The organism is Caldisericia bacterium (assembly GCA_026414995.1).
In the GTDB taxonomy this organism is placed as follows: Bacteria; Caldisericota; Caldisericia; order B22-G15; family B22-G15; genus JAAYUH01.
On record JAOAHY010000007.1, the window covers coordinates 25,663 to 47,640 of the forward strand.

21 protein-coding genes are annotated in these 21,978 nt (G+C 26.0%); 14 read left to right on the plus strand and 7 right to left on the minus strand.

Features of this window, described 5'->3' with window-relative positions; genetic code table 11:
- The first annotated feature begins 6 nt into the window (after positions 1 to 6).
- The 13 genes from N3D74_03775 to N3D74_03835 are packed head-to-tail and all read left to right on the plus strand — an operon-like array spanning position 7 to position 11,317.
- Positions 7 to 231 (plus strand): HypC/HybG/HupF family hydrogenase formation chaperone, encoded by a 225-nt coding sequence (locus N3D74_03775; protein MCX8095284.1) that lies wholly within the window; start codon positions 7 to 9, stop codon positions 229 to 231.
- Positions 218 to 1,288, plus strand: a complete 1,071-nt coding sequence (hypD, locus tag N3D74_03780) for a hydrogenase formation protein HypD (GenBank protein MCX8095285.1) — start codon at positions 218 to 220, stop codon at positions 1,286 to 1,288. Before N3D74_03775 ends, hypD begins: the two co-directional genes overlap by 14 nt.
- Before the next feature lie 3 nt (positions 1,289 to 1,291).
- Positions 1,292 to 2,290: a hydrogenase expression/formation protein HypE gene (hypE, locus tag N3D74_03785; GenBank protein ID MCX8095286.1), complete on the plus strand. Its 999-nt coding sequence runs from the start codon at positions 1,292 to 1,294 to the stop codon at positions 2,288 to 2,290.
- Positions 2,291 to 2,348: 58 nt separating this feature from the next.
- Positions 2,349 to 2,747 carry a hydrogenase nickel incorporation protein HypA gene (gene hypA / locus N3D74_03790; protein MCX8095287.1) on the plus strand — a complete coding sequence of 133 codons (399 nt, stop codon included), beginning with the start codon at positions 2,349 to 2,351 and terminating at the stop codon, positions 2,745 to 2,747.
- Entirely contained in the window at positions 2,744 to 3,484 is a 741-nt protein-coding gene (locus tag N3D74_03795; GenBank protein MCX8095288.1) for an Mrp/NBP35 family ATP-binding protein, read from the plus strand. The genes hypA and N3D74_03795 overlap by 4 nt, the downstream gene beginning before the upstream one ends.
- 15 nt (positions 3,485 to 3,499) lie before the next feature.
- Positions 3,500 to 5,176, plus strand: a complete 1,677-nt coding sequence (locus N3D74_03800) for a 2Fe-2S iron-sulfur cluster-binding protein (GenBank protein ID MCX8095289.1) — start codon at positions 3,500 to 3,502, stop codon at positions 5,174 to 5,176.
- Between the two features lie 9 nt (positions 5,177 to 5,185).
- Positions 5,186 to 5,728, plus strand: coding sequence for an NADP oxidoreductase (locus tag N3D74_03805; protein MCX8095290.1), 543 nt, complete (start codon positions 5,186 to 5,188; stop codon positions 5,726 to 5,728).
- Between the two features lie 11 nt (positions 5,729 to 5,739).
- Positions 5,740 to 7,164: a Ni/Fe hydrogenase subunit alpha gene (locus N3D74_03810; GenBank protein MCX8095291.1), complete on the plus strand. Its 1,425-nt coding sequence runs from the start codon at positions 5,740 to 5,742 to the stop codon at positions 7,162 to 7,164.
- Positions 7,148 to 7,561 carry a hydrogenase maturation protease gene (locus tag N3D74_03815; GenBank protein MCX8095292.1) on the plus strand — a complete coding sequence of 138 codons (414 nt, stop codon included), beginning with the start codon at positions 7,148 to 7,150 and terminating at the stop codon, positions 7,559 to 7,561. Before N3D74_03810 ends, N3D74_03815 begins: the two co-directional genes overlap by 17 nt.
- Before the next feature lie 49 nt (positions 7,562 to 7,610).
- Positions 7,611 to 7,802: a hypothetical protein gene (locus tag N3D74_03820; GenBank protein MCX8095293.1), complete on the plus strand. Its 192-nt coding sequence runs from the start codon at positions 7,611 to 7,613 to the stop codon at positions 7,800 to 7,802.
- Between the two features lies 1 nt (position 7,803).
- On the plus strand, positions 7,804 to 7,941 hold the full coding sequence (locus N3D74_03825; protein ID MCX8095294.1) for a hypothetical protein: 138 nt from the start codon (positions 7,804 to 7,806) through the stop codon (positions 7,939 to 7,941).
- Positions 7,942 to 8,001: 60 nt separating this feature from the next.
- Positions 8,002 to 10,362, plus strand: a complete 2,361-nt coding sequence (locus N3D74_03830; GenBank protein MCX8095295.1) for a phosphoketolase family protein — start codon at positions 8,002 to 8,004, stop codon at positions 10,360 to 10,362.
- 31 nt (positions 10,363 to 10,393) lie between these two features.
- The gene (locus N3D74_03835; protein MCX8095296.1) at positions 10,394 to 11,317 is read left to right on the plus strand and encodes a polysaccharide deacetylase family protein; all 924 of its coding nucleotides are present in this window, start codon (positions 10,394 to 10,396) and stop codon (positions 11,315 to 11,317) included.
- Here N3D74_03835 and N3D74_03840 read toward each other — a convergent pair.
- From N3D74_03840 to murJ, 7 genes are read right to left on the minus strand one after another with little or no spacing between them, the layout of a single operon-like run.
- Positions 11,314 to 12,609: a nucleotide sugar dehydrogenase gene (locus N3D74_03840; GenBank protein MCX8095297.1), complete on the minus strand. Its 1,296-nt coding sequence runs from the start codon at positions 12,607 to 12,609 to the stop codon at positions 11,314 to 11,316. The genes N3D74_03835 and N3D74_03840 overlap by 4 nt on opposite strands.
- Positions 12,609 to 13,895, minus strand: a complete 1,287-nt coding sequence (locus tag N3D74_03845; GenBank protein ID MCX8095298.1) for a glycosyltransferase — start codon at positions 13,893 to 13,895, stop codon at positions 12,609 to 12,611. Before N3D74_03845 ends, N3D74_03840 begins: the two co-directional genes overlap by 1 nt.
- Positions 13,892 to 14,962 (minus strand): glycosyltransferase family 4 protein, encoded by a 1,071-nt coding sequence (locus N3D74_03850; protein MCX8095299.1) that lies wholly within the window; start codon positions 14,960 to 14,962, stop codon positions 13,892 to 13,894. Before N3D74_03850 ends, N3D74_03845 begins: the two co-directional genes overlap by 4 nt.
- Positions 14,959 to 16,254, minus strand: a complete 1,296-nt coding sequence (locus N3D74_03855; GenBank protein MCX8095300.1) for an O-antigen ligase family protein — start codon at positions 16,252 to 16,254, stop codon at positions 14,959 to 14,961. Before N3D74_03855 ends, N3D74_03850 begins: the two co-directional genes overlap by 4 nt.
- Positions 16,247 to 16,657 carry a hypothetical protein gene (locus N3D74_03860; GenBank protein ID MCX8095301.1) on the minus strand — a complete coding sequence of 137 codons (411 nt, stop codon included), beginning with the start codon at positions 16,655 to 16,657 and terminating at the stop codon, positions 16,247 to 16,249. The genes N3D74_03855 and N3D74_03860 overlap by 8 nt, the downstream gene beginning before the upstream one ends.
- Positions 16,638 to 17,537, minus strand: a complete 900-nt coding sequence (locus N3D74_03865) for an LCP family protein (GenBank protein MCX8095302.1) — start codon at positions 17,535 to 17,537, stop codon at positions 16,638 to 16,640. Before N3D74_03865 ends, N3D74_03860 begins: the two co-directional genes overlap by 20 nt.
- A complete protein-coding gene (gene murJ, locus N3D74_03870; GenBank protein ID MCX8095303.1) occupies positions 17,524 to 19,083 on the minus strand; it encodes a murein biosynthesis integral membrane protein MurJ in 1,560 nt (519 codons plus the stop codon). The genes N3D74_03865 and murJ overlap by 14 nt, the downstream gene beginning before the upstream one ends.
- A 131-nt stretch (positions 19,084 to 19,214) precedes the next feature.
- On the opposite strand from murJ, the gene N3D74_03875 reads away from it, so the two are divergent.
- The coding region (locus N3D74_03875; GenBank protein ID MCX8095304.1) for an Eco57I restriction-modification methylase domain-containing protein at positions 19,215 to 21,978 on the plus strand (2,764 nt) is incomplete at its 3' end.

The window sequence follows — 21,978 nt, forward strand, 5'->3', positions numbered from 1 at the left end:
TTAAGAATGTGTCTTGGAGTTCCTTTAAAGGTAATAAAAATTCTAAATCAAGATAAAGCAATTGTCTCAATGGGTGAATCATTTCTTGAAATAAATACGGTTTTTACACCAGAGATAAAAGAAGGAGATTATGTTATAGTACACGCTGGTTTTTCAATTTCAATACTTTCAAATGAAGATACAGAAGAGATAAATTCTCTTTTAAATGAATTAAAAAATGGAAAAGAATAAAAAAGAAATTATCTTAAAAATCTCAAATTTAATTAAAAAAATCTCAAAAAAGGAAATTAATATAATGGAATTTTGCGGAACACATACTCATGAAATTATGAAAAATGGCTTAAAACAACTCTTGCCAGAAAATATTAATCTTCTCTCAGGACCAGGATGTCCTGTATGTGTTACATCTCAAGAAGATATTGATTATATAATAAAAGTTTCTCTTGAAGAAAATTTTCAAATTATTACTTTTGGAGATCTTGTAAATGTTAAGGGCAGTGAAATGAGTTTAAATGATTTAAGAATTATGGGAAGAGAAGTTCATATTGTTTATAATCCTTTTGAAGCTATTAATATTTCAATGGAAAATAAAGAAAAAAATTATATTTTGATTGGTATTGGTTTTGAAACAACTGCTCCAAATTTAGGATATACAATCATAAAATCTAAAGAATTAGGAATAAAAAATTTATTTTATTATTCTTTAAATAAATTAACTCCACCAGCAATGAAAGCTATATTAAAAATGGGAGAGGTTAAATTGAATGGAATAATTGGACCAGGTCATGTTTCAACAATTATTGGTAAAAAAGGTTGGATGGATGTTTTTCAAGAATACAAAATTCCTTTTGTTATTTCTGGTTTTGAACCAATTGATATTATTTATGGAATATATCTTCTTGTTAATATGATTGAAAAGGGTGATGCAGATGTTTTAAATGCTTATAAAAGAAGTGTAAAAGAAGAGGGAAATAAAACCGCAAAAGAAATTTTAAATAAAGTTTTTAAAGTAGAAAATGCAAATTGGAGAGGCTTAGGTATTCTTGAAAAAAGTGGTTTGTATCTAAAAGATGAATTTGAAAATTTTGAAATAAGAAATTACTTTAAATATGAGATTAAAAGTAAAAAAGTTTTAGGTTGCAGGTGTGATGAAGTTATTAGAGGAGTCATAAAACCAAATGAATGTTCATTATTTAAAAAGGTATGTAATCCACAAAATCCAGTAGGACCATGTATGGTTTCAAGTGAAGGTGCGTGTTCTGCATATTTTTTATATGGAGATAACTAAACTATGAGTGAAAAAATCTCTATTTTTCATGGAAGTGGTGGAGAGGGTACAAAAAAATTGATTGATAAAATTTTAAAGGAACTAAACAATGAAATTCTTTCAGAATTATTAGATTCAGCAATTTTAAATTTAAAAGACAAATTAGCATTTACAACAGACTCTTATGTTATTTCACCTCCATTTTTCAAAGGAGGAGATATTGGAAAACTTGCTATATTCGGAACTGTAAATGATTTATCAGTTGTTGGAGCAGAACCCCTATTTTTTAGTTTAAGTTTTATAATTGAAGAAGGTTTTGAATTAGAAGAGTTTGAAAAAATTATTAAATCAATAAAAGAAGCAAGCGAGATAACTAAAGTTAAAATTGTTACTGGTGATACAAAGGTAGTTGAAAAAGGTAAGGGGGATAAAATTTTTATTAATACTTCAGGAATTGGAATTATAAAAAACAAAAGAGATTTAAAGGAAAGAAAAATAGAAAAAGGAGATCTTATATTAATAAATGGTGGAATTGGAGAACATGGGCTTGCAATTATGCTTGAAAGGCTTGGTGTTAAAACAGGAGATGAAGTTAAATCTGATCTAGCACCACTAAATTCTTTAGTATTACCTTTACTTGATAATTTTACAGAAATAAAATTTATGAGAGACCCAACTAGAGGAGGAGTTGCGACAGTTTTAAATGAAATAACTAAAAAATATAAATTTGATATTGAAATTTGGGAAGATTCTTTGCCAATAAAAAATTGGGTAAAGGAAGCATCAAATATCCTTGGTATTGATCCTCTTTATTCAGCAAATGAAGGAAAAGTTATTATGGTTGTTGATAAAAATAAAGGTGAAGAAATTCTTAAATTTATAAAAAAACATCCTCTTGGAAAAGAAGCAAATATAATAGGTGAGATTAAGGAAGAAGGAGAAAGGGTTTATCTTAAAACAGAAATTGGAACAAAAAGAATTTTAGATACATTAAAGAGAGATTTACTCCCAAGAATCTGTTAAATAATAAACAATATATTGATTTTTTCTTTTAAAATAAGTATAATTTTAAATATATATTATGCATGAATGGGCCTTAGCAGAAGCAGTTGTTGAATCATCTTTAAGATTATCAAAAGAAAAAAATATTGAAAAAGTGAATGAAATTTACATTAAAGTTGGTGAACTTCAAAATATTGATATTGAAGTATTTGATTATGCATTTAAAGAGTTGATTAAAGATACACTTCTAAAGAATTCAAAAATAATTTATGAAACTCAAGAGGCTATTTTAAAATGTAACAATTGCAGAAATGAATGGAAATTTATGGAAAGCTTTAAAAACTTAAGCGAAGATGAAAAAGAAGCAATACACTTTATACCAGAAACACTTCATATTTACATAAAATGTCCGAAATGTGGAAGCATTGATTTTGAAATTATAAATGGAAGAGGAGTTTTTTTAGAGGATATAAAGTGAGTATCGATCCTAGAGTCTCATATATAGAAAAAAAATTAGATAGAATAAAAAGAATTTGGGCTGTATCTAGTGGAAAAGGTGGTGTTGGTAAAAGTACAATTGCATCAATTCTTTCTCTAATTTTAAAAGAAAAAGGGTTTAAAGTTGGTTTGCTTGACCTTGATATATATGGTCCATCAACTCATGTTGTTTTAGGAGTAAAAAATTTTGAATTAATTGAAGAAAATGGAGTTCTTCCTCAAGATATAAATGGTTTAAAATATATATCAATCTTATCATTTACAAGGAATAAACCTTTATCTTTAAGAGGAAATGAACTAACTGATATTTTTCTCGAACTTTTTACAATTACAAATTGGGGAGAATTAGACTTTTTAATAATTGATATGCCACCAGGCATTGGAGATACAACTCTTGATTTATTAAAATTTATTAAAAAATGTGAATATTTAATAATTTCAAACAGCTCAAGAATTTCCTTTGAAACAGTTATTAAACTTTTTGAAATATTAAAACTTTCAAATGCAAAAATTTTAGGTTTAATTGAGAACATGAAATTTTCTTCAGACGAATTCATATTAAAGGAGTGCGAAAAAAGAAATATAAATTATATCGGTAGTATAAATTTTTATTTTGATTTAGATTATTTATACGGTAATATTAATGCTATAATTAATTCTGATTTATCTTTGTTTTTATATAAGATTTTAGAAAGGATTTTAGATCAAAACTTTTAAAGAGAGAGGGTGATTATGGAGAAGATTAAGATTAAAATTAATGGAAACGAGATTGAAGTAGATCAAGGAAAAACTATCCTTCAAGTTGCTAAAGAGTTAAATTTACATATTCCAACATTATGTTATCTTGAACCACTTTCACCACAAGGTGCATGCAGATTATGCATAGTTGAAGATAGAGGTAAACTTGTTGCATCCTGTAATACTCCTATTGCTCCTAATATGGATATAAAACTTGATACTCCAGATGTTATTAGTTCAAGAAAATTATTGCTTCAACTACTTTTTACTGAAAGAAACCACTATTGTATGTATTGTGAGGTATCGGGAAACTGTGAACTACAAAACATGGGTTATGAATTTGGTTTAGATCACTTTGAATTTCCAACTTATGAAAAAAGATTTGAAGTTGATAATTCACATGACTACATAATTATGGATCCAAATAGATGTATTTTGTGTAGAAGATGTGTTAAAGCATGCTCTGAACTCGCTGGACATTTTGTATTAGGTGAAATGAATAGAGGAATTGAAACTTTAATTATTGCTGACATGAATCTACCTCTTGGAGAATCAAGTTGTACCTCATGCGGATTATGTACTCAAGTTTGTCCAACCGGAGCATTAATTGATAAAAGAAGTGTTTATCTTGGAAAAGATGTACAAACAGATATTATTTACTCAAATTGTAATGAATGTGCAGTTGGATGTGGTACAAAAATTTATAAAAAGAAAAATTCAAATTTTATAGTAAAAATTTATGGAGATATGAATTCAGAGATTAATGGTGGAGTTTTATGTAAAATTGGAAGATACTCTGCCTTGTTTGAAGAGAAACCAAGAGTTATTTCTTCAAAATTTAAAGAAGAAGCAAACTTTAAAAAATTAGATAGAGAAAGACTAATTAAACTTATTTCTGAGAAAATTAATGAACTTATTGTTTATATTGATGGAACTCTTTTTAATGAAGAGATTGAATTAATAAAAAATGTTTTTAAAGATAAAGTTTACTCTCTATATACAAATGAACCTCAAATTCCATCAAGTATAACACTAAAAGATTTAAATAATGAAAAAGAATTTATTGTTATAGGTGTTGATTTAAACAGAGAATATGGAGTTGTTGGTTCTTTTGTTAAAAGAAAAGTTTTAGGAGGAGAAGGAAAACTTGCTGTTTTTGATTCAGATTTTAACTCTCTTGCACAAATTTCTCACTATACATTTAATATAAATCAACTTAAAGAGGGACTTGAGGAATTAAAAGATTTTAAATCTCCAGTTGTAATTTATAAAGAAATCCCAAAAGAGGCAGCTGAGATTCTTAAGAGTAAAGACAATTACAAATTCTTATGGCTTCCTCCAGAAACAAATTCTATTGGTTTAAATAAATTTGGTATTAAAAATGAAATTAAAAATTCAAAGGTAGTTATATTCTTTGGAGAAAATATTGATGGTCTCAAGAATTTTAATAAAGATACTTATATTATTGCATTTACTCCATATGAAACAGAAGAACTTTTAAAAAGAGCTGATGTTATTGTTGGAATATCTAATGGGTTTGAAAGAGAGGGTACTTTTTATAATATTGATGGTAAAGTTGTTAAAAAAGAAAAAGTTTTAAATCCAAAATTTGAAACTCTTGACCTTAAAAATTTTTTAAATGAATTTAATAGAGTATCATCAATTAAATGAGGTGAAAGGATGAAAAAAATAAAAGTTGCATCAATTTGGTGTGAAGGTTGCTCTGGTTGTCATATGTCTTTTCTTGATATGGATGAAAGATTAGTAGAATTGATAAATAAAGGTTTAGAGATAAATGCAACTCCAATAACAGACCTTAAAGTTCCAGACGATGATACAGATATAGGAATAATTGAAGGTGCAGTTGCAACAGACCATCATGAAGAAGAAGTCAAAATGATGAGAGAAAAATGTAAATTTATAGTTGCGATTGGTGATTGTGCAGTTTTTGGTGGAATTGTTACTATGAGAAATTATTTCTCTGTCGATGAATTATTAAAAAGAGGATATATAGAAACAGAAACTACTGTTGATGGAAAAATTCCAACATCACCTGAACTTGGAAAACACCTTCCAAAAGTAAAGGCAGTAAATGAAGTTATTAAAGTTGATTATTATATTCCAGGTTGTCCTCCATCTGCAGATTCAATTTATCATGTATTAAAAGAAATTTTAGAAGGTAAAACACCTGTTTTAACAGGTGAACTCTTAAAATATGAGTAATGAGGTGAAAGATGAATAAAAAAATAACAATAAATCCTGTTACAAGAATTGAAGGACATGCAAGAGTAACAATATTTTTAGATGATGATGGAAAAGTAGATGAAGCATATCTTCATATAGATCAGTTTAGAGGTTTTGAAAAGTTTTCTGAAGGGCGTTACTTTGCTGAAATGCCAATTATTACCCCAAGAATTTGTGGAATTTGTCCTGTAAGTCACCACCTTGCAGCAGCTAAAGCAACAGATGAAATTTTAGGAGTTGAAATTCCAAAATCTGCAAAACTTCTAAGAGAATTAATTCATATGGGTCAAGTTATTCAATCACATTCAATGCACTTTTTTGAACTTGCAGGTCCAGATCTAATTTTAGGTTGGGATGCTGATCCAAGAATAAGAAATGTTGTTGGATTAATACAAACAAACCCAGAACTTGCTCTTAAAGCAGTAAAACTAAGAAAATTTGGGCAAAGGATAATTGAACTTGTTGCTGGAAGAAGAATTCATCCTACATTTGCAATTCCAGGAGGGGTAAATCAAGCACTTTCTGAAGAAGCAAGAAATGAAATTCTTTCAGGAATAGATGAAATGATATCTTACATTCAAGAAGGAATAAAAATTGCACTCGATTTTATTGAGAAAAATAAAGAATTATGTGATAAATTTGCTTCATTTCAAAGTGGTTATATGGGACTTGTTAAAAATGATGGTTCTCTTGAACTTTATGATGGAAAGATAAGGTTTATGGATAAAAATGGAAAAGTTGTTAATGAGTTTGAAGATAAAGATTACATAAAATACATTGGAGAAAAGGTTGAAGATTGGAGTTATCTTAAATTTCCATACTATAAACCATTTGGATATCCTGATGGAGTTTATAGAGTTGGGCCACTTGCAAGATTAAATGCATCAGATAAAATTTCAACACCTCTTGCTAATGAAGAGTTTAAGAAATTTAAGGAAATGGGTAATGGAAAACCAATTGAAGGTTCAATTTATTATCATTATGCAAGACTAATTGAAACAATTTATGCATTAGAGAGAGCAAAAGAAATTCTTGAGGATCCAGAGGTTGTGTCAAAAGATACATTTATTCCAGGAAAACCAACAAATAAAGAAGGTATTGGAGTAATAGAAGCACCTCGTGGAACTTTAATTCACCACTATTGGGTCAATGAAAAAGGTACAATTGAAAAAGCAAATCTAATTGTTGCAACAGGGCACAACAATTGGGCAATGAGCAAAGCAGTTGAACTTGTTGCAAAAGGTTTTGTTGATGGAAAAAATCTTAAAGAAGGTATGTTAAATAGAGTAGAAGGCGCGATAAGATGTTATGATCCATGTCTTTCATGTTCGACCCATGCAATAGGGAAGATGCCAATTGTTATTGAACTATATGATAAAAAGGGAAACTTAATTAATTTTGTCAAAAGAGACTAAAAAGGTAATTTTAGTTGGTTTTGGTAATGAATATAGAAGAGATGATGGATTAGGCATAAAGCTCCTGGACCTTATAGAAGATGAGAAAGTTAAGAAGATTAAGGTTCAGGAGCTTTCTTATTCTTTGATTGATGATATAAAAGATTATGATATTGTAATTTTTATTGATGCAAGTATTGAGGGGAAGGATGTAAATTTAAAAAAAATTGAAAAAACTCAAAAATTTTCACCTTTAACACATCACTTACCACCAGAAGAACTATTAATATGGGCAGAATTTATTAATAAAAAACATTATGATTTTTATTTGCTTTCAATAAGGGGTTATGATTTCGATTTTGGAGAAGAGATATCAGAAGAGGGAAAGAAAAATTTAGAAAAAAGTTTAGGTTTTTAAAAAAATTTTTAGAAACTCTTTAAAAATTGTCTTTTGTTATAATTAATTTATGTTAAAAGAAAAATTTAATGAATTTATAAAATTAATATTTGGAAAATCAAAAAATTATTATAAAGATAAATTTTTCAAAAATTTTCTTGATAATTTAATAGAAAAATTAAAAACAAATAAAACTAAAAAATTAAAAATTAATTGTATCCATAAAGATTTTATAAGAGAAAATTTAAGGAATCCATACTAATATGCTTAAAAAAATTTCAAAGAACTATATAAATAAATCTCAAAAAATATTAATGAATTTTAAAATTCTATCTAATGAAGAATACCTTTTTGATCTAATAAGGTGGACTTATGAGATTGTTGACCCAAAAAAACTTTAGAATATCCATTTTTTATTGTATAAATTGATTAAAATTTATTGAGTAATTTTGGAGGATGTGATGATTGACAAATTAAATGATTATTTTAAGGCATGTTGTTATATTGCATGTGGGATGATTTATCTTCAAGATAATCCTCTTCTTAGAGAACCGTTAAAAAAAGAACATATTAAAAATAGACTACTTGGACATTGGGGAGCAAGTCCTGGTTTAAGTTTTGTTTATGTTCATTCAAATAGAGTTATTAACAAATATGATATTAATGCTATTTTTATTGCTGGTCCAGGTCATGGTGCCCCAGGTGTAATTGCACCAGTTTATCTTGAAGGAACTCTGAGTGAAATTTACTCAGAATTTAGTCAGGATGAAATTGGATTAAAAAATTTATTTAAAGCGTTTTCTTTTCCTGGAGGTTTTGGAAGTCACTGTACTCCAGAACTTCCTGGTTCAATTCAAGAAGGTGGAGAACTTGGATATTCTTTATCTCATGCCTATGGAGCAGTTTTTGACAATAAAGATTTAATTGCAATAACTGTAATAGGCGATGGAGAAGCAGAAACAGGACCACTCTCTACATCTTGGCACTCAAACAAATTTTTAAACCCAATTACAGATGGAATGGTTCTTCCAGTTTTACTATTGAATGGTTATAAAATAAACAATCCAACAGTTTTATCAAGAATTGAAAATGAAGAACTTTTATCACTTTTCAAAGGTTATGGATATGAACCTATTTTGGTAGAAGGGGATGATGGTCTTGAAGTTCATGAAAAAATGGTTAAAGCATTTGATTATTCAATTGAAAAAATATTTTCAATTTGGGATTTAACAAGAAAGAGTGGTACACCAAAAAGATATCTTTATCCAATGATAATCTTAAGAACACCAAAAGGTTGGACTGCTCCAAAAAAATACAAAGATCATTTCATTGAAGGTTATTGGAGAGCACATCAAGTTCCATTTTCAGATGTAAAAGAAAACCCTGAAAGCCTAAAAGCTCTTGAAGAATGGCTTTTAAGTTATGAACCAAATAAACTTTTTGATGAAAATGGCTCATTAAGAAAAGATTTAAAAGAGCTTTCTCCAAAAGGAAGTAAAAGAATGAGTTCAAATCCTGTAACAAATTGTGGATTAATAAGAAAAAGTTTAATTCTTCCAGATGTAGAAAATTTTAAAGTTGAAATAAACCAAAGAATTAAAGATAGTTTTGAAAATACAAAACCCCTTGGTAATTTTTTGAAAGAAGTAATTAAATTAAATAGAAATAATTTTAGAGTTTTTGGACCAGATGAAACAAAATCAAATAGATTAGATGCAACATTTGAATATGGAAAAGCTTGGATGGCGAAAATATTGCCAGAAGATTCAGATGAAGGATATCTTTCTCCATATGGAAGAGTTATGGAATATCTTTCTGAACATACAATTGAAGGTTGGCTTGAAGGGTATCTACTAACAGGAAGACATGGTTTTTTAAATACTTATGAAGGTTTTTCTCAAATTATTTCTTCAATGGTAAATCAGTTTGGAAAGTGGATTGATATTTCAACTGATGTTTCATGGAGAGCTCCAATTTCTTCATTAAATCTTCTTTTAACATCTGTTGTATGGAGACAAGATCACAATGGTTTTACCCATCAAGATCCAGGATTTATAAATTCAATTGTGGATAAATGGCCTAATGTAGTAAGAGTATATTTTCCTCCTGATGCAAATACTCTTCTTTGGGTAGTTTGGCACGCTCTTCAAACAACTGATAGAATTAATATAATTGTTATTGATAAACAAAAACATCCTCAATATCTTACAATTGATGAGGCAAAAAAGCATGCAACAAAAGGAATTGGAATATGGGATTTTATCTCAACATATCCAAATGAAGAGCCAGATGTTGTAATTGCAAGTTGTGGTGATATTCCAACAAAAGAAGCAATTTTTGCAGTAAATATTTTAAAAGAAAATTTCAAAGATTTAAAAATAAGATTTATAAATGTTTTAAATCTTTTTACATTAACTCAGAATACAGAGCATCCAGACGGATTAACTGACAAAGAATTTGACTTATATTTTACAAAAGATAAACCAATTATTTTTAACTTTCATGGTTATCCTTGGCTGATTCATAGATTAACTTATAGAAGAACAAATCATAAAAATCTTCATGTTAGAGGATATAGAGAAAATAGAAAAATTGGTATTGACTCATCATATCTTGTATCGTTTTTAAAAGGAAGAGGTGGAATTACAACTCCACTTCAACTTGCAATTTTAAATCAAATAGATAGGTTTAGTATAGCAATTGATGTAATTGAAAGAGTTGAAAAATTAAGTGAAAAAGGTGCAAATTTAAAAGATAAACTAAAAGATATGCAGATTGAAGCTCTTGATTATGCTTATAAAAATGGAATAGATAAAGAGTAAAAATTTAAAAAAATAATATAAAATAAAAATAATGTTTAATAAATTATTTATATTTATATTAATTTTATTTTTTGTTTTTAATTTTGTTTTTTTAAAAGTTGAAGGTAAAGAAAAAGATAATTCTGTTTTAAATTTTGAGAAAAGTTTATATGAAATTGGAAGACTTTTATCAATTGAAAAAATAAGTAATGGAGGAAGAGATAAAATATTAAAAATTAAAAATTCTATATTATCAAATGGAAAAGAGAAACTTTTAATATTTATGTATCACGGTTTTTATGATGATCAAAATGATTTAAAAACAAAATATTTTATATCTAAATCAGAATTTGAGGAACACTTAAAAATATTAAGAGAATTTAATTTTAAACCTGTAAATATGATAGATATTTATTACTTTATAAAATTTAAGAAAAAAATTCCTGAAAGAGCAGTTTATCTTACTTTTGATGATGGATTTAAAAACTTTATGAAAGTTTATGAGTTGATTAAAAAATATGAATTTAAAGGTGGCATATCTATAATTACTGGATTTGTTAATGACAGATGGACTCTTGATTTAGATGAGATTTCTAAATTAAAAGAAGAAGGATATATCGATATAATATCGCACTCACATAAAATACATAACTTATTTAAGAAACTTGTTAAAAATAAAGATTATGAAACTATTAAAAATGACATTAAAAAATCTAAGGAGTTTTTAAATTTATATAATTTAGATACCTTTGCATTTGCTTACCCTTTATCAATTGGTTCTAACGATTTAAATATTCATAAAATTTTGTCAGAGTTAGGATTTAAAATGGCTTTTGATGGGTTTAATGGATATTTTGTAAAAAATGGAATAAATTTATTTAATATTCCAAGAATAGAAGTTTCAACAAGAAATGGTTTAAATAAAAAAGAAAATTTTAGAAATCTAATTTTTAACATTGTTAATAACTCAAATTAAAAAATTATTGAATCAAAGTTCTCTTTTAATTCTTTTTTATTTAATAAACCTTTAATATCAACTATTAAAGCATCCTTTTTAACTAAATTTTTTATATCTTCAACTTTTAAATTTTCATAACTTTTTTGAATAATACTTATAACAATTACATCAGAATCTTTTAATGTTGAAAAAAGATCTTCTTTTCTCTCCTCCAAATGAATAGAAACTTCATTATCAAAAACGCAAACTTCTTTAAAATATTTTTTTGAAATATTTAGAAATTTTAAAGATGGGCTTTCTCTCGTATCTTTTGAATAATCTTTCATAGCTAAACCAAGAAGAGCAAGTTTTGCACTCTTTGGATCTTTTCCTTTTTTCTTTAATCTTTCAAGAATTATTTTTAAGACTCTCTTAGGCATGTCATCATTTATTTTTCTTCCAAGTTCAAACAGCGATAAATCAATTTTGTTTATCATTACACTTTCTTTAAGATAATAATATGCATAAGGAAGACAATGACCTCCTACACCAAGACCAGGAGAAAGAAGATTTTTAACCCTTTTATGGGTTTTTGCTGCTTCAATAACTTCATGAGGAATAAGACCAATATTTAAAAATATATTTGCTAATGAATTTACCATTGCGATGTTTAAATCTCTTTGAAGGTTTTCAATTATTTTTGATGCCTCAGCAACTTCAACTTTACTTACAATATGATAATCACCATTAAAGTTTGTTTTAAAAAAGTTAAGTGTTTTCTCTATGCTTTTTTCTCCAATACCTCCAATCAATGTTGTCATGTTTACCAATTCTTCAAATGCTTTACCCTCAGCCATTCTTTCTGGTACATATGAAAGATAAAAATCCTTATCTATTTTAAAACCAGTGTATCCTTCAAGCATTGGTAGAACTAACTTTCTTGTTGTTCCAATAGGAACTGTGCTTCTTAAAATAATTAGAGTGTCTTTCTTTAAGTTTTTTCCAATATTTTCAATTCCTTTTATTAAAAAGTCATAATTTATCTCTTTGTTTCTCTTCAAAGGTAGTGGAATTGTTATCATGATAACTTCTGAGTTCAAAACTGCTTCTTTGTAATTAGTTGTTGGAATAAAATTTCCTTTACTTATCTCATCTACTATTATTTCATCAATGCTTTTATCATTATAATATTCAAAAAGTCCACTGTTTCCATTTTTAATATCTTCAATTCTTTTCTTATTTATATCAACCCCATAAACTTTAAGGCCTTTCATGCTTAAAATAAGAGATAATGGTAAACCTACTGCACCAAGCCCAAAAACTGATATCATTATAGAACTCCTCCATCTTTTAGAGATTCAATAAATTTTTCTGATATATTTTCCATTGAAAATTTATTAATTTCATCATTATTATATTTTATCTGAACCCCATTTAGATAATCATTATATATTTTTTTTAAAGTTCTCTTTATATTTTCAATATTATCTGGTTCAACTATATCTATTACTCCACATTTTAATAAAATTTCTTTACATTCCCCATCTGGAACAAGAGCAATGATTCTTTTTCCACTTCCAAGATATTCAAATGTTTTTTGTGGAACAGTATCTTCTCCACCTCTTCCTAAAAATAGAAATAAAAGTTTTGATCCTAATAGATATTTCATTGCTTCTTTATGTGGTAAGAATCCTGAGATATTAACAAATTCAACTAAATTCATTTCATCAACAATTTTTTTTGTATTTTCCTCAAAAGGAGACAAAATATAAATTTTTGCTTCTTTTCTAAAATTCTCATCCTCTTCTATAAGTTCCTTAAATGCTTTAAAAAAGAATACTGGTGTTTGAAGAGAATAAAAACTACCTATATAAGAAATTGAGAAACAAGAAAACTCTTTAGATTCAACTTCAAAATCTTTTTTGTCAAAACCTCCATAAACAACTTTTATCTTTTTTTCATCTAAAAATTTAAATTCTTTAAGCAAAACTTTTTTAAAAGATTCTGTAACCACAATTATTAAATCGGTTTCTTTAAGACATTTTTCCTCTATTTTTCTATTTTTAATCTTTGAAGATGGTGGATATTCAACAAATGGATTTTCACTCCAAAGGTCTCTTAAATCCATAACCCATTTAATATTTAATTTTCTTTTTAAATATAGACCAATAAGATGAGTTGAATGAGGAGGCCCTGAAGTTATAACAACATCAATTTTTTGTTTTTCAACCAGATTTTTTGCAACTCTTTTGGAATCTTTTACCCATCTTATTTTATCATCTGGAATAAATAACCTTAATCTTATTTTTGTCAATAAAGAACTTTTTAAAACTCTATATCTTTCTAAAATATCTGTCTCGTTACTCCCTTTTTCTCTTTTTAAAAATCTATATATAAATTTAGGAATAAAAATTCTTGGGTCTTTAAATTTTACTCTTATAACTTTAGTATCTTCTGGTATTCTTGATGTGTCATCTCTATATTTGTAAGTTGGATAATCGCTTGTTAAAAGATATTTTTCATACCCTTTTATATATTTTATTAATTTTATAACTCTTTCACCTCCGCCACTACCAATTGGAGGAGAGAAAAATGAAACAAAAAGAATTTTTTTCATAAAATAACCTCTTTATAAATCTTTTTTGTTTCTTCAACCATTTTTTCTTTTGTGAATTTTTCCAAAACTTTTTTTCTATTTCTCTCACCAAATTCTTTTCTTTTATTTTCATCTAAAAAATAAATTATCTTTTCAGCAAAGATTTCTTTGTTTAACTCATTAATAATAAATCCATTTACTCCATTATCAACTATATCTCTTACTCCTAAAGAATCATAAACAACAACAGGAAGAGATGAACTCATTGCTTCAATTATTGCAATAGAAAACCCCTCTTTAATTGAAGGAAGAACAAAAACATCAAATATTCCATAAATTCTTCTAACATCTTTTCTAAAACCTAATAGAATGACTTTTTCTTTTAAAGAAAGTTCATCTATTCTTTTTTCAATCTCACCTCTTAATGAACCATCGCCAACTATTAATAACTTTGCATTTTTTAATTCTTTTTCAATAAGAGAAAAGGTATCAATTAAAAAAATCGGATTTTTTACCCTTTCAAGTCTCATTACAGAGCCAATTACAAAATCAGTTTCTTTCAAACCAAAATCTTCTCTTTTATAAAACTCATTATATATTTCTATTCCGAGGTGAACAACTCTTACATCCCTCTTATATCCTCTTTTTAATATATACTCTTTTAAAGAAGTAGAAGGAACAATAATCATTTCAGGAATTTTTAAAGTAAAATTATCTATTTTTTCAAAAATCACTCCTTTTAATTTTGAACTATAATCTTCATACATAAAACTTGTGTAAGATGTGATAGATTTTATTTTTAATTTTTTTGAAATTATTCTTCCATAAAAATTTCCTCTAAAACCATAAGTGTGAATCAAATCTAATTTTTCATTAATTATTGATTTTTCAATATCTTTAAAATTGAATAAACCTTTGAATAAATATTGTTTAAAATTTGATTCTTTTATTTCTTTATAAAGTAGTCCTTCATAAAAATTAAAAAATACAAAATCAAATTCACTTTTTAACTCTTTTGCTAAAGTCATAACTTGATATCTTGACCCACCCTTTTCCCCTCCACTTATAAAAACACCAATTTTTTTCATTCTTTTCTAATTGAATATAAAATTGCAACAATACTCCACATTGTTACACTCAATGTTGGAATCTCCCACAAATTTTCTGTCAGATTATTTAAGAAAAATGCAACTAAACCCAAAAATATTCCTAAAGATATCATCTTTTCTTTATCAGATTTTACATTAATCAAATTTGATATACCTTTTCTTAAAATTGAAAAAATAAGATATAAAAATGAGATAAAACCAATTATTCCTGTTTCAACTAAAGTTTTTAAATAATAGTTATCAACATAAAGCCCTTCAAACATACCTAATCTACTTGCAACTGCACCACCAAAACCCCCAGGACCTACGCCAAAAATTGGTTTTAAAGAAAAAATTGAAATTGCAAGATTCCACCTAAAAAGTCTTCCATATGTCTTTGCTTTTTCAAGGTAAATTGGTGATAATAGATTTAAAAATCTTACTCTTATTTGAGGAATAGAAAAAGCAATTAGAATAAGAATTAGTAAAACAAGAAAATATCTTTTATCCTTATATAAAAGAGTAAATATTAAAAAAGAAAAGGCAATTGAAATTTGTGCTGCTCTTGTTAAAGTAAAAAGAAGTGCGAATAAAGATACTCCAAGAACAAAAAGATAATATAATTTTTTGATTTTTTTCTTTTCAGTTAAAAATATGGTAAAAATTAAAGGAATTAAAAGTATTAGATAACCAGCAAAAGCATTTGGAGATCCAAAAATTGAAAATGCTCTTGTTGAAATTGTTGTTTCAAGGTCTTTATCTATCCATGATGAAGGAATTGATACTTTTGCGATATATTGATATATACCATAAAGAGATAAAATTAAAACTGAAATAGTTGAGAGATTTATAAAATTTTCAATATCTTTTTTATCTTCAATAAAATTTAAAACAATTAAAAAGAAGAGAAACATTTCTAAATAACTTCTTATTCCATCAAATGCAATTCTTGTATCAATTTTTGTAAAGTAAGAAGAAATTAGTAATGATAAAAGAAAAATAAGAACAGGATAAATTAATTCCCCTAATTTTATTTTTTTAGTTTTTACTCTGAATAGTAAAATAAGAATTAAAATCAATATAAAACCTTCATCCCATATTGATGAAACGCTTGGAAATGAATTTCTTATAAAAAAATCAATTATAGGATAAAGAGGTATAAGGTAAAAAGTAAATTTATATGGAAAATAATAAAAAAGAAGGGGAATTGAAAAAATAAAACTAAACTGAGGTTTAATCAAAAGAGATAATGCTATCAAAAATGAAAAAAAGAGAGCGCCTAACTCAATCATTTTTTCCACCCAATAGTTTATAGAGGAATGAATCTTTTATTAAATCTTCTTTTATAAAGAGAAATAAAAAAATAAAGTATAAAAGAGTAAAAATTAAAATTTTTATTGATAAAGAACCGATTTTTAAAATATAAGGAATTGATATAATTATGAAGAAGATTAATAAAGTTTTATAGTTTCCTTCATACTTAATTTTAAAAAATTTTACATTAAAACAAATCTCCTCATCTTCTTTTTTGAAAACCTTAAAAATAAAACTATCATAATATAAATTTCTTATCAAATTGAAAATTTTTGAAATAAAACTTTCATAATATAATTCGCTTAAAAATAAAAGTGCCTTATTAATAAAACTTTCATTTATTAAATTTTTTATAAATTCTTTAATCTTTAAGGTATTCATCAATTATATTTTGAATTTTATCATAATCGAGAATATAATATGAAAGACCATTTTTCCAAGAGTTCACTCCTGGAAGTGTCATTGATATCATGTCATCTTCATGAATATTTTTCATTATTAATCCTAATTTTATTATTTGTGTTGGTTCAAGATTTGTCTTTACCCAATTTTTAAGTTCAAGAAGTGCTTTTTGAAGCTTTAAAGTATTTGAAATTTCAAGTGCCTGTTGAATTACTGCCTTAATAAATTTTTGCTGTCTTTCCATTCTTCCAATATCCCCTGTCTCATCCATCCTGAATCTAACATATTCAAGTGCTTTCTCTCCGTTAAGGTGTTGTAATCCCTTTTTAAGATGAATTTTTACATCTCCAAGATAAGATTCATAATTCATATCTTTTTCTACATCAATAGTAATTCCTCCGATCAAATCAATCATTTTTACAAATCCTTCAAAATTAACTTCAACATAATAAGGAACTTCAATTTGTAAAATTGATTCAACAGTTTTAATAAGAAGAGGTACTCCTCCATATGAATGAGCATGGGCTAATTTTTCATCACCCTCATAACCTGGCAAAGTAACTAATGAATCTCTTGGAAGAGATATAAGAACCAATTTTTTATTCACAGGATCAATAGAAAGGAGAAGATTTGTATCTGATCTTGACATTTCATCTTCATATCTTTGGTCAATTCCAACAAGAAGAATATTTATTTTTTTGTTCCAATCAATTTCTTTAGGAGGAAGATTATTTTCATTGTTTTCACTATTTTTTGGATTAATTGAAGATAAAATGTAGTAAGTATAACCTATAAATGATACAACAAGTACAACTAATACTATTAACACTATTGTTAATATCTTTTTAACTTTTTTCATCTATTCCACCTCTTATTCTTTCAAGTTCAAGTTTCAAATTTTTGTAATCTCTTAAATATAATACAGTAAAATATATAAATAATGTTACAACTATTACAATTCCAACTTGAACAAGTTGTCCATATTTTGAAACAGTGAAACCATTTCTGTCTAAATAGTTTGAGATTAAAAAAGACACTAAAGTTGCAATTAAAGAATAAATTGAAATTTTTGAAAAATCTATTATAAAACTTTTTAAACTCAAAGTTTTTAATTTTTTAAATAAAATTCCATAAAGTAGAATAAATTGAATAACACTTGCTATAGATGCACCAAGAGGAATGCCAGAAAGTCCTATTATTCTTGAGTTTAAAAAATAAAGTGAAATTTGTATCACTATTGTTATTATGCTTATTATAACTGGAGTTATTGTATCTTTAAAAGAATAATAAACTCTAACAAGAAGAGAGGTCATGCCCCAAAAAGGAAGGCCTATTGAATAAAAAATCAGGAGATTAGAAACTATTCTTGTTGCATTTTCTGTAAACATTCCTTGTTCAAAAAGAAGTCTTATTATAGGATACGAAAATAAAATTAAACCAACAGCAGATGGTATCATAAGGTAAAGAATAAATTTTATACCAAATTGAATTGTTTTTGATAATCTTTCAATCTCTTTTCTCGAAACAAGTTGTGATAATGTTGGAAAAATAATTAATGAAACAACAAATGCAAAAATTCCAAGCGGAAGTTGTGATACTTTAAAAGCATAATCGAGAGAAGAAATTGCTCCTTCTCCAAAAAAAGAACCAATAGATTTCTCAAAAATTGGAGTAATATATCCAAAAGTAGAGTTTATTAAAATTGGAACTGCTAAAATTCCTATTTTTTTAACATATGGATTTTTTAAGTTAAATAAAAATTTATATTTCCAACCCTTTTTAATTGCAAAAGGAACTTGAATTAAAAGTTGAAGAATTGCTCCAACCATAGATCCATATATAATTGCATAAGGACCATAAAATTTTGTAAAAAATATAAGAGAAAAAACTATTGAGATGTTATATAAAACTCCCCCTAAACCAGGAATAATAAATGATTCATATGTGTTATGAAGACCTCCAAAAAGAAAAGCCCATGCAAGAATAAGCATTTGAGGAATTAGGTATATAAACATTGAATTTGCAAGATTTTTCATTTCATTGCTTGAATGTGGTGCCATTATATTAATAAAATTTTTTGAAAAAACAAAAAATATAAAAGATAAAATTATAAAAATAACACCTATAACATTAAATAAAATATTAAAAGTTTCCCACATATCTTTTTCTTTTTTCTCAACTAAAAAATCTGTGAAAACTGGAATAAAAATTGCTGATAATAGACCTGCAACAAGAAGGTGTGAAATTGTTAAAGGAATATATGTTGATATTTTAATTGCATCAGATTGAAATGTTGCTCCAAAAAAATAAGCAATAACTTGTTCTCTTATAAAGCCTAATATCCTTGTAATTAGAGTGATAAGAATCATTATGAAACTTATTGATATTAACCTTCTGCCTCTCAATTGTGAAATTCCTCCAAAAGTTTGTTTAAATCAAAATAAATTAAATCTTTTTCTCTTTTCACCACTCATAAAATTTTATTCAATTTCCTCCCCTTTGTCAAATAAATTTAATTATGGTATAAAATAAATTAATGAAAACAGGGGAAATTGAAAAAAAGATTTTTGATTATTTAAAAGAATTTCCTTATAAAATGGGATCAGATTGTTTAACTCAGTTTTTCACATCCATTTTAAATTTTAATTATACAAAAGAGGAAATTCCTAAAAACATTCTAAGAGAAGAAATAAAGAATAGAGTTAAAAATATTAATATTATTTCAAGTAAAAATGATTTTAATATTTTCTTTATTGAAGTTGAAAAATTAAATAATGCGATTGAAAGAGAAGTAATTGAAAAACTTTTTTCTTATGGTTATCCATTTGGGTTGTTTATCTTTTCAGATGAAAAAAAACCAAGAACACTACATTTTGTAAATGTAAAATATGAAGAAGAAAAAGAAGTAAAAAAGAAAATATTAAGAAGAATGGTAATAGGTGAAGGTGAAGGATTAAGAACATATTCTGAAAGATTGGCAATTGTTGAGATAAAAGATGATACTATTCCAGGACTAGAAATTCAAAGACTTTTTGATGAAGCATTCAATGTTGAAAAAGTAACAGAAGAATTCTTTGAAAAATATAAAGAAATTCTTGAAGAAATCTCTATTTATTTAGGAAAATTTGGAATATCAGAAGATAATAGCAGATTTTTTGGAATTCAATTATTAAATAGAATGATGTTTATCTATTTTATACAGAAAAAAGGTTGGTTATATTGGAAAATTGAAGATAAAGAAATAGATAAACCAGACAAAAAATATCTTTATAATTTTTATTTAAAATATAAAAATAATTGGAAAACAAAAGAGAGTAATTTTTATAGAGATTATCTATCAAATTTATTTTTCTATGCATTTAATCATAATTATGTTTATAAAAACACAAAATTACCAGATGAAGTAAAAATTTCATTTTCAATAATGCCTTATTTAAATGGTGGTTTATTTTCAAAAAATAAATTTGATGAAATTGGTGAAATATTGATAAAAGATGAAATATTTGATGATATTTTTAATAATCTTCTCGAAAGATTCAATTTCACAATAAGAGAAGATTTGCCTTTTGATATTGATGTTGCAGTTGACCCTGAAATGCTTGGAAAAGTATATGAATCACTTGTCCATGGTGAAGAAATAAATGAAAGAAGAAAAGCAGGAATTTTTTATACTCCAAGAGTTGAAATTGATTATATGATTAAAATGTCTTTAGTTGAAAATTTAAACAGAAATCTCAATATTGATAAAAATAAACTAATAAAATTTATTTTTTCTGATGATAAATATTATGAACTAACAGAAAAAGAAAAGTATGAAATCAAAAATTATCTTGATAATATAAAAATTCTTGACCCAGCAGTTGGTTCTGGTTCATTTCTTGTTAGGGCAATGAATATTTTAGTTGAATTATTCATAAAGTTAGGTTATGAAACCAACTTATTCAATTTAAGAAAAAATATTATGAAAAATTCTTTATATGGCGTTGATGTAATGGAATGGGCAGTAAGAGTTGCTGAATTGAGACTTTGGTTGAATTTACTTATTGATATTGATAAAGATGAAATAGATATATATACGAATCCACTTTTACCAAATTTATCTTTTAACATAAGACAAGGTGATTCTCTTGTTCAAGAAATACTTGGTAAGAGTATATCTTTAAGAAATATAGATCTTCCAAAAATAAAAAATTTAACACAAGAAATTGCAAAAGAAAAAAGAAGATTTTTTGATGGAGAATCTGATAGAAAAGATATTATTAAAAAATTAGAATATGATCTTATAAAGACGATTTATGATGAAAAAAAGAATAAATTAATAAAAGATAGAAATAATTTGGTAAATGAAAAAAATAAAAGTTGGGATCAATATAATTCAAAATTAAGTTATGTTGAAGAAAATGCTTTTGAAAAAAAGAAATTTGAAGAAGAAATTGAAAATATTAATAATTCAATTGAAAAAATAAATCTTGAAATTGAAAATCTTAACAAAGAATTTAGAGATTTATTAGAAAAAGAAAACAAAGAATTTTTCTTATGGGATATAGATTTTTCTGATGTTTTTGTTGAAAAAGGAGGTTTTGATATTATAATTGGAAATCCTCCTTATGTAAGACAAGAATTAATAGGACCTCCATTAGAAAAAAATCCAACAAGAGAGCAAAAAGATAACTATAAGAAAAAACTTCAAGAAATGGTGGAAAAATTATGGAAAATAAAAGTTGGTGGGAGATGTGATCTTTATGTTTATTTTTATTTTCTTTCACTCTCTCTTTTAAATAAAAATGGAACATTTTGCTTTATTAATTCAAATTCTTGGTTAGATGTTGATTTTGGAAAATATCTTCAAGAATTTTTGCTCAAAAATTTTGAAATGAAAAGAATAATAGATAATCAGGTCAAAAGAAGTTTTAAAGAAGCAGATATTAACACTGTTATAGTATTAATTAATAATACAAATAAAATTAATTTAGATAATAAAGTTAAATTTATAATGTATAAAAAACCTTTTGAAGATGTAATATCAATAGACAATGAAATCTTTATAGAAGAGGTGAATGAATTAAAGAAAAACAGCAATTTAAGAGTTTTTCCAAAAACTCAAAAAGAACTTCTCCTTGAAGGCATTGAAGGTGATGAGCCAAAAGAAATTAAATTAATTAGTGGAAAATATGAAGGTGGAAAATGGGGAGGTATTTACCTTAGAGCACCAGATATTTATTTCACTATCCTTGAAAAGGGGCTAAAATGTCAAAAATTAGCAAAATTGAAAAATTTTTGTATATTTTATGGTTATGTAC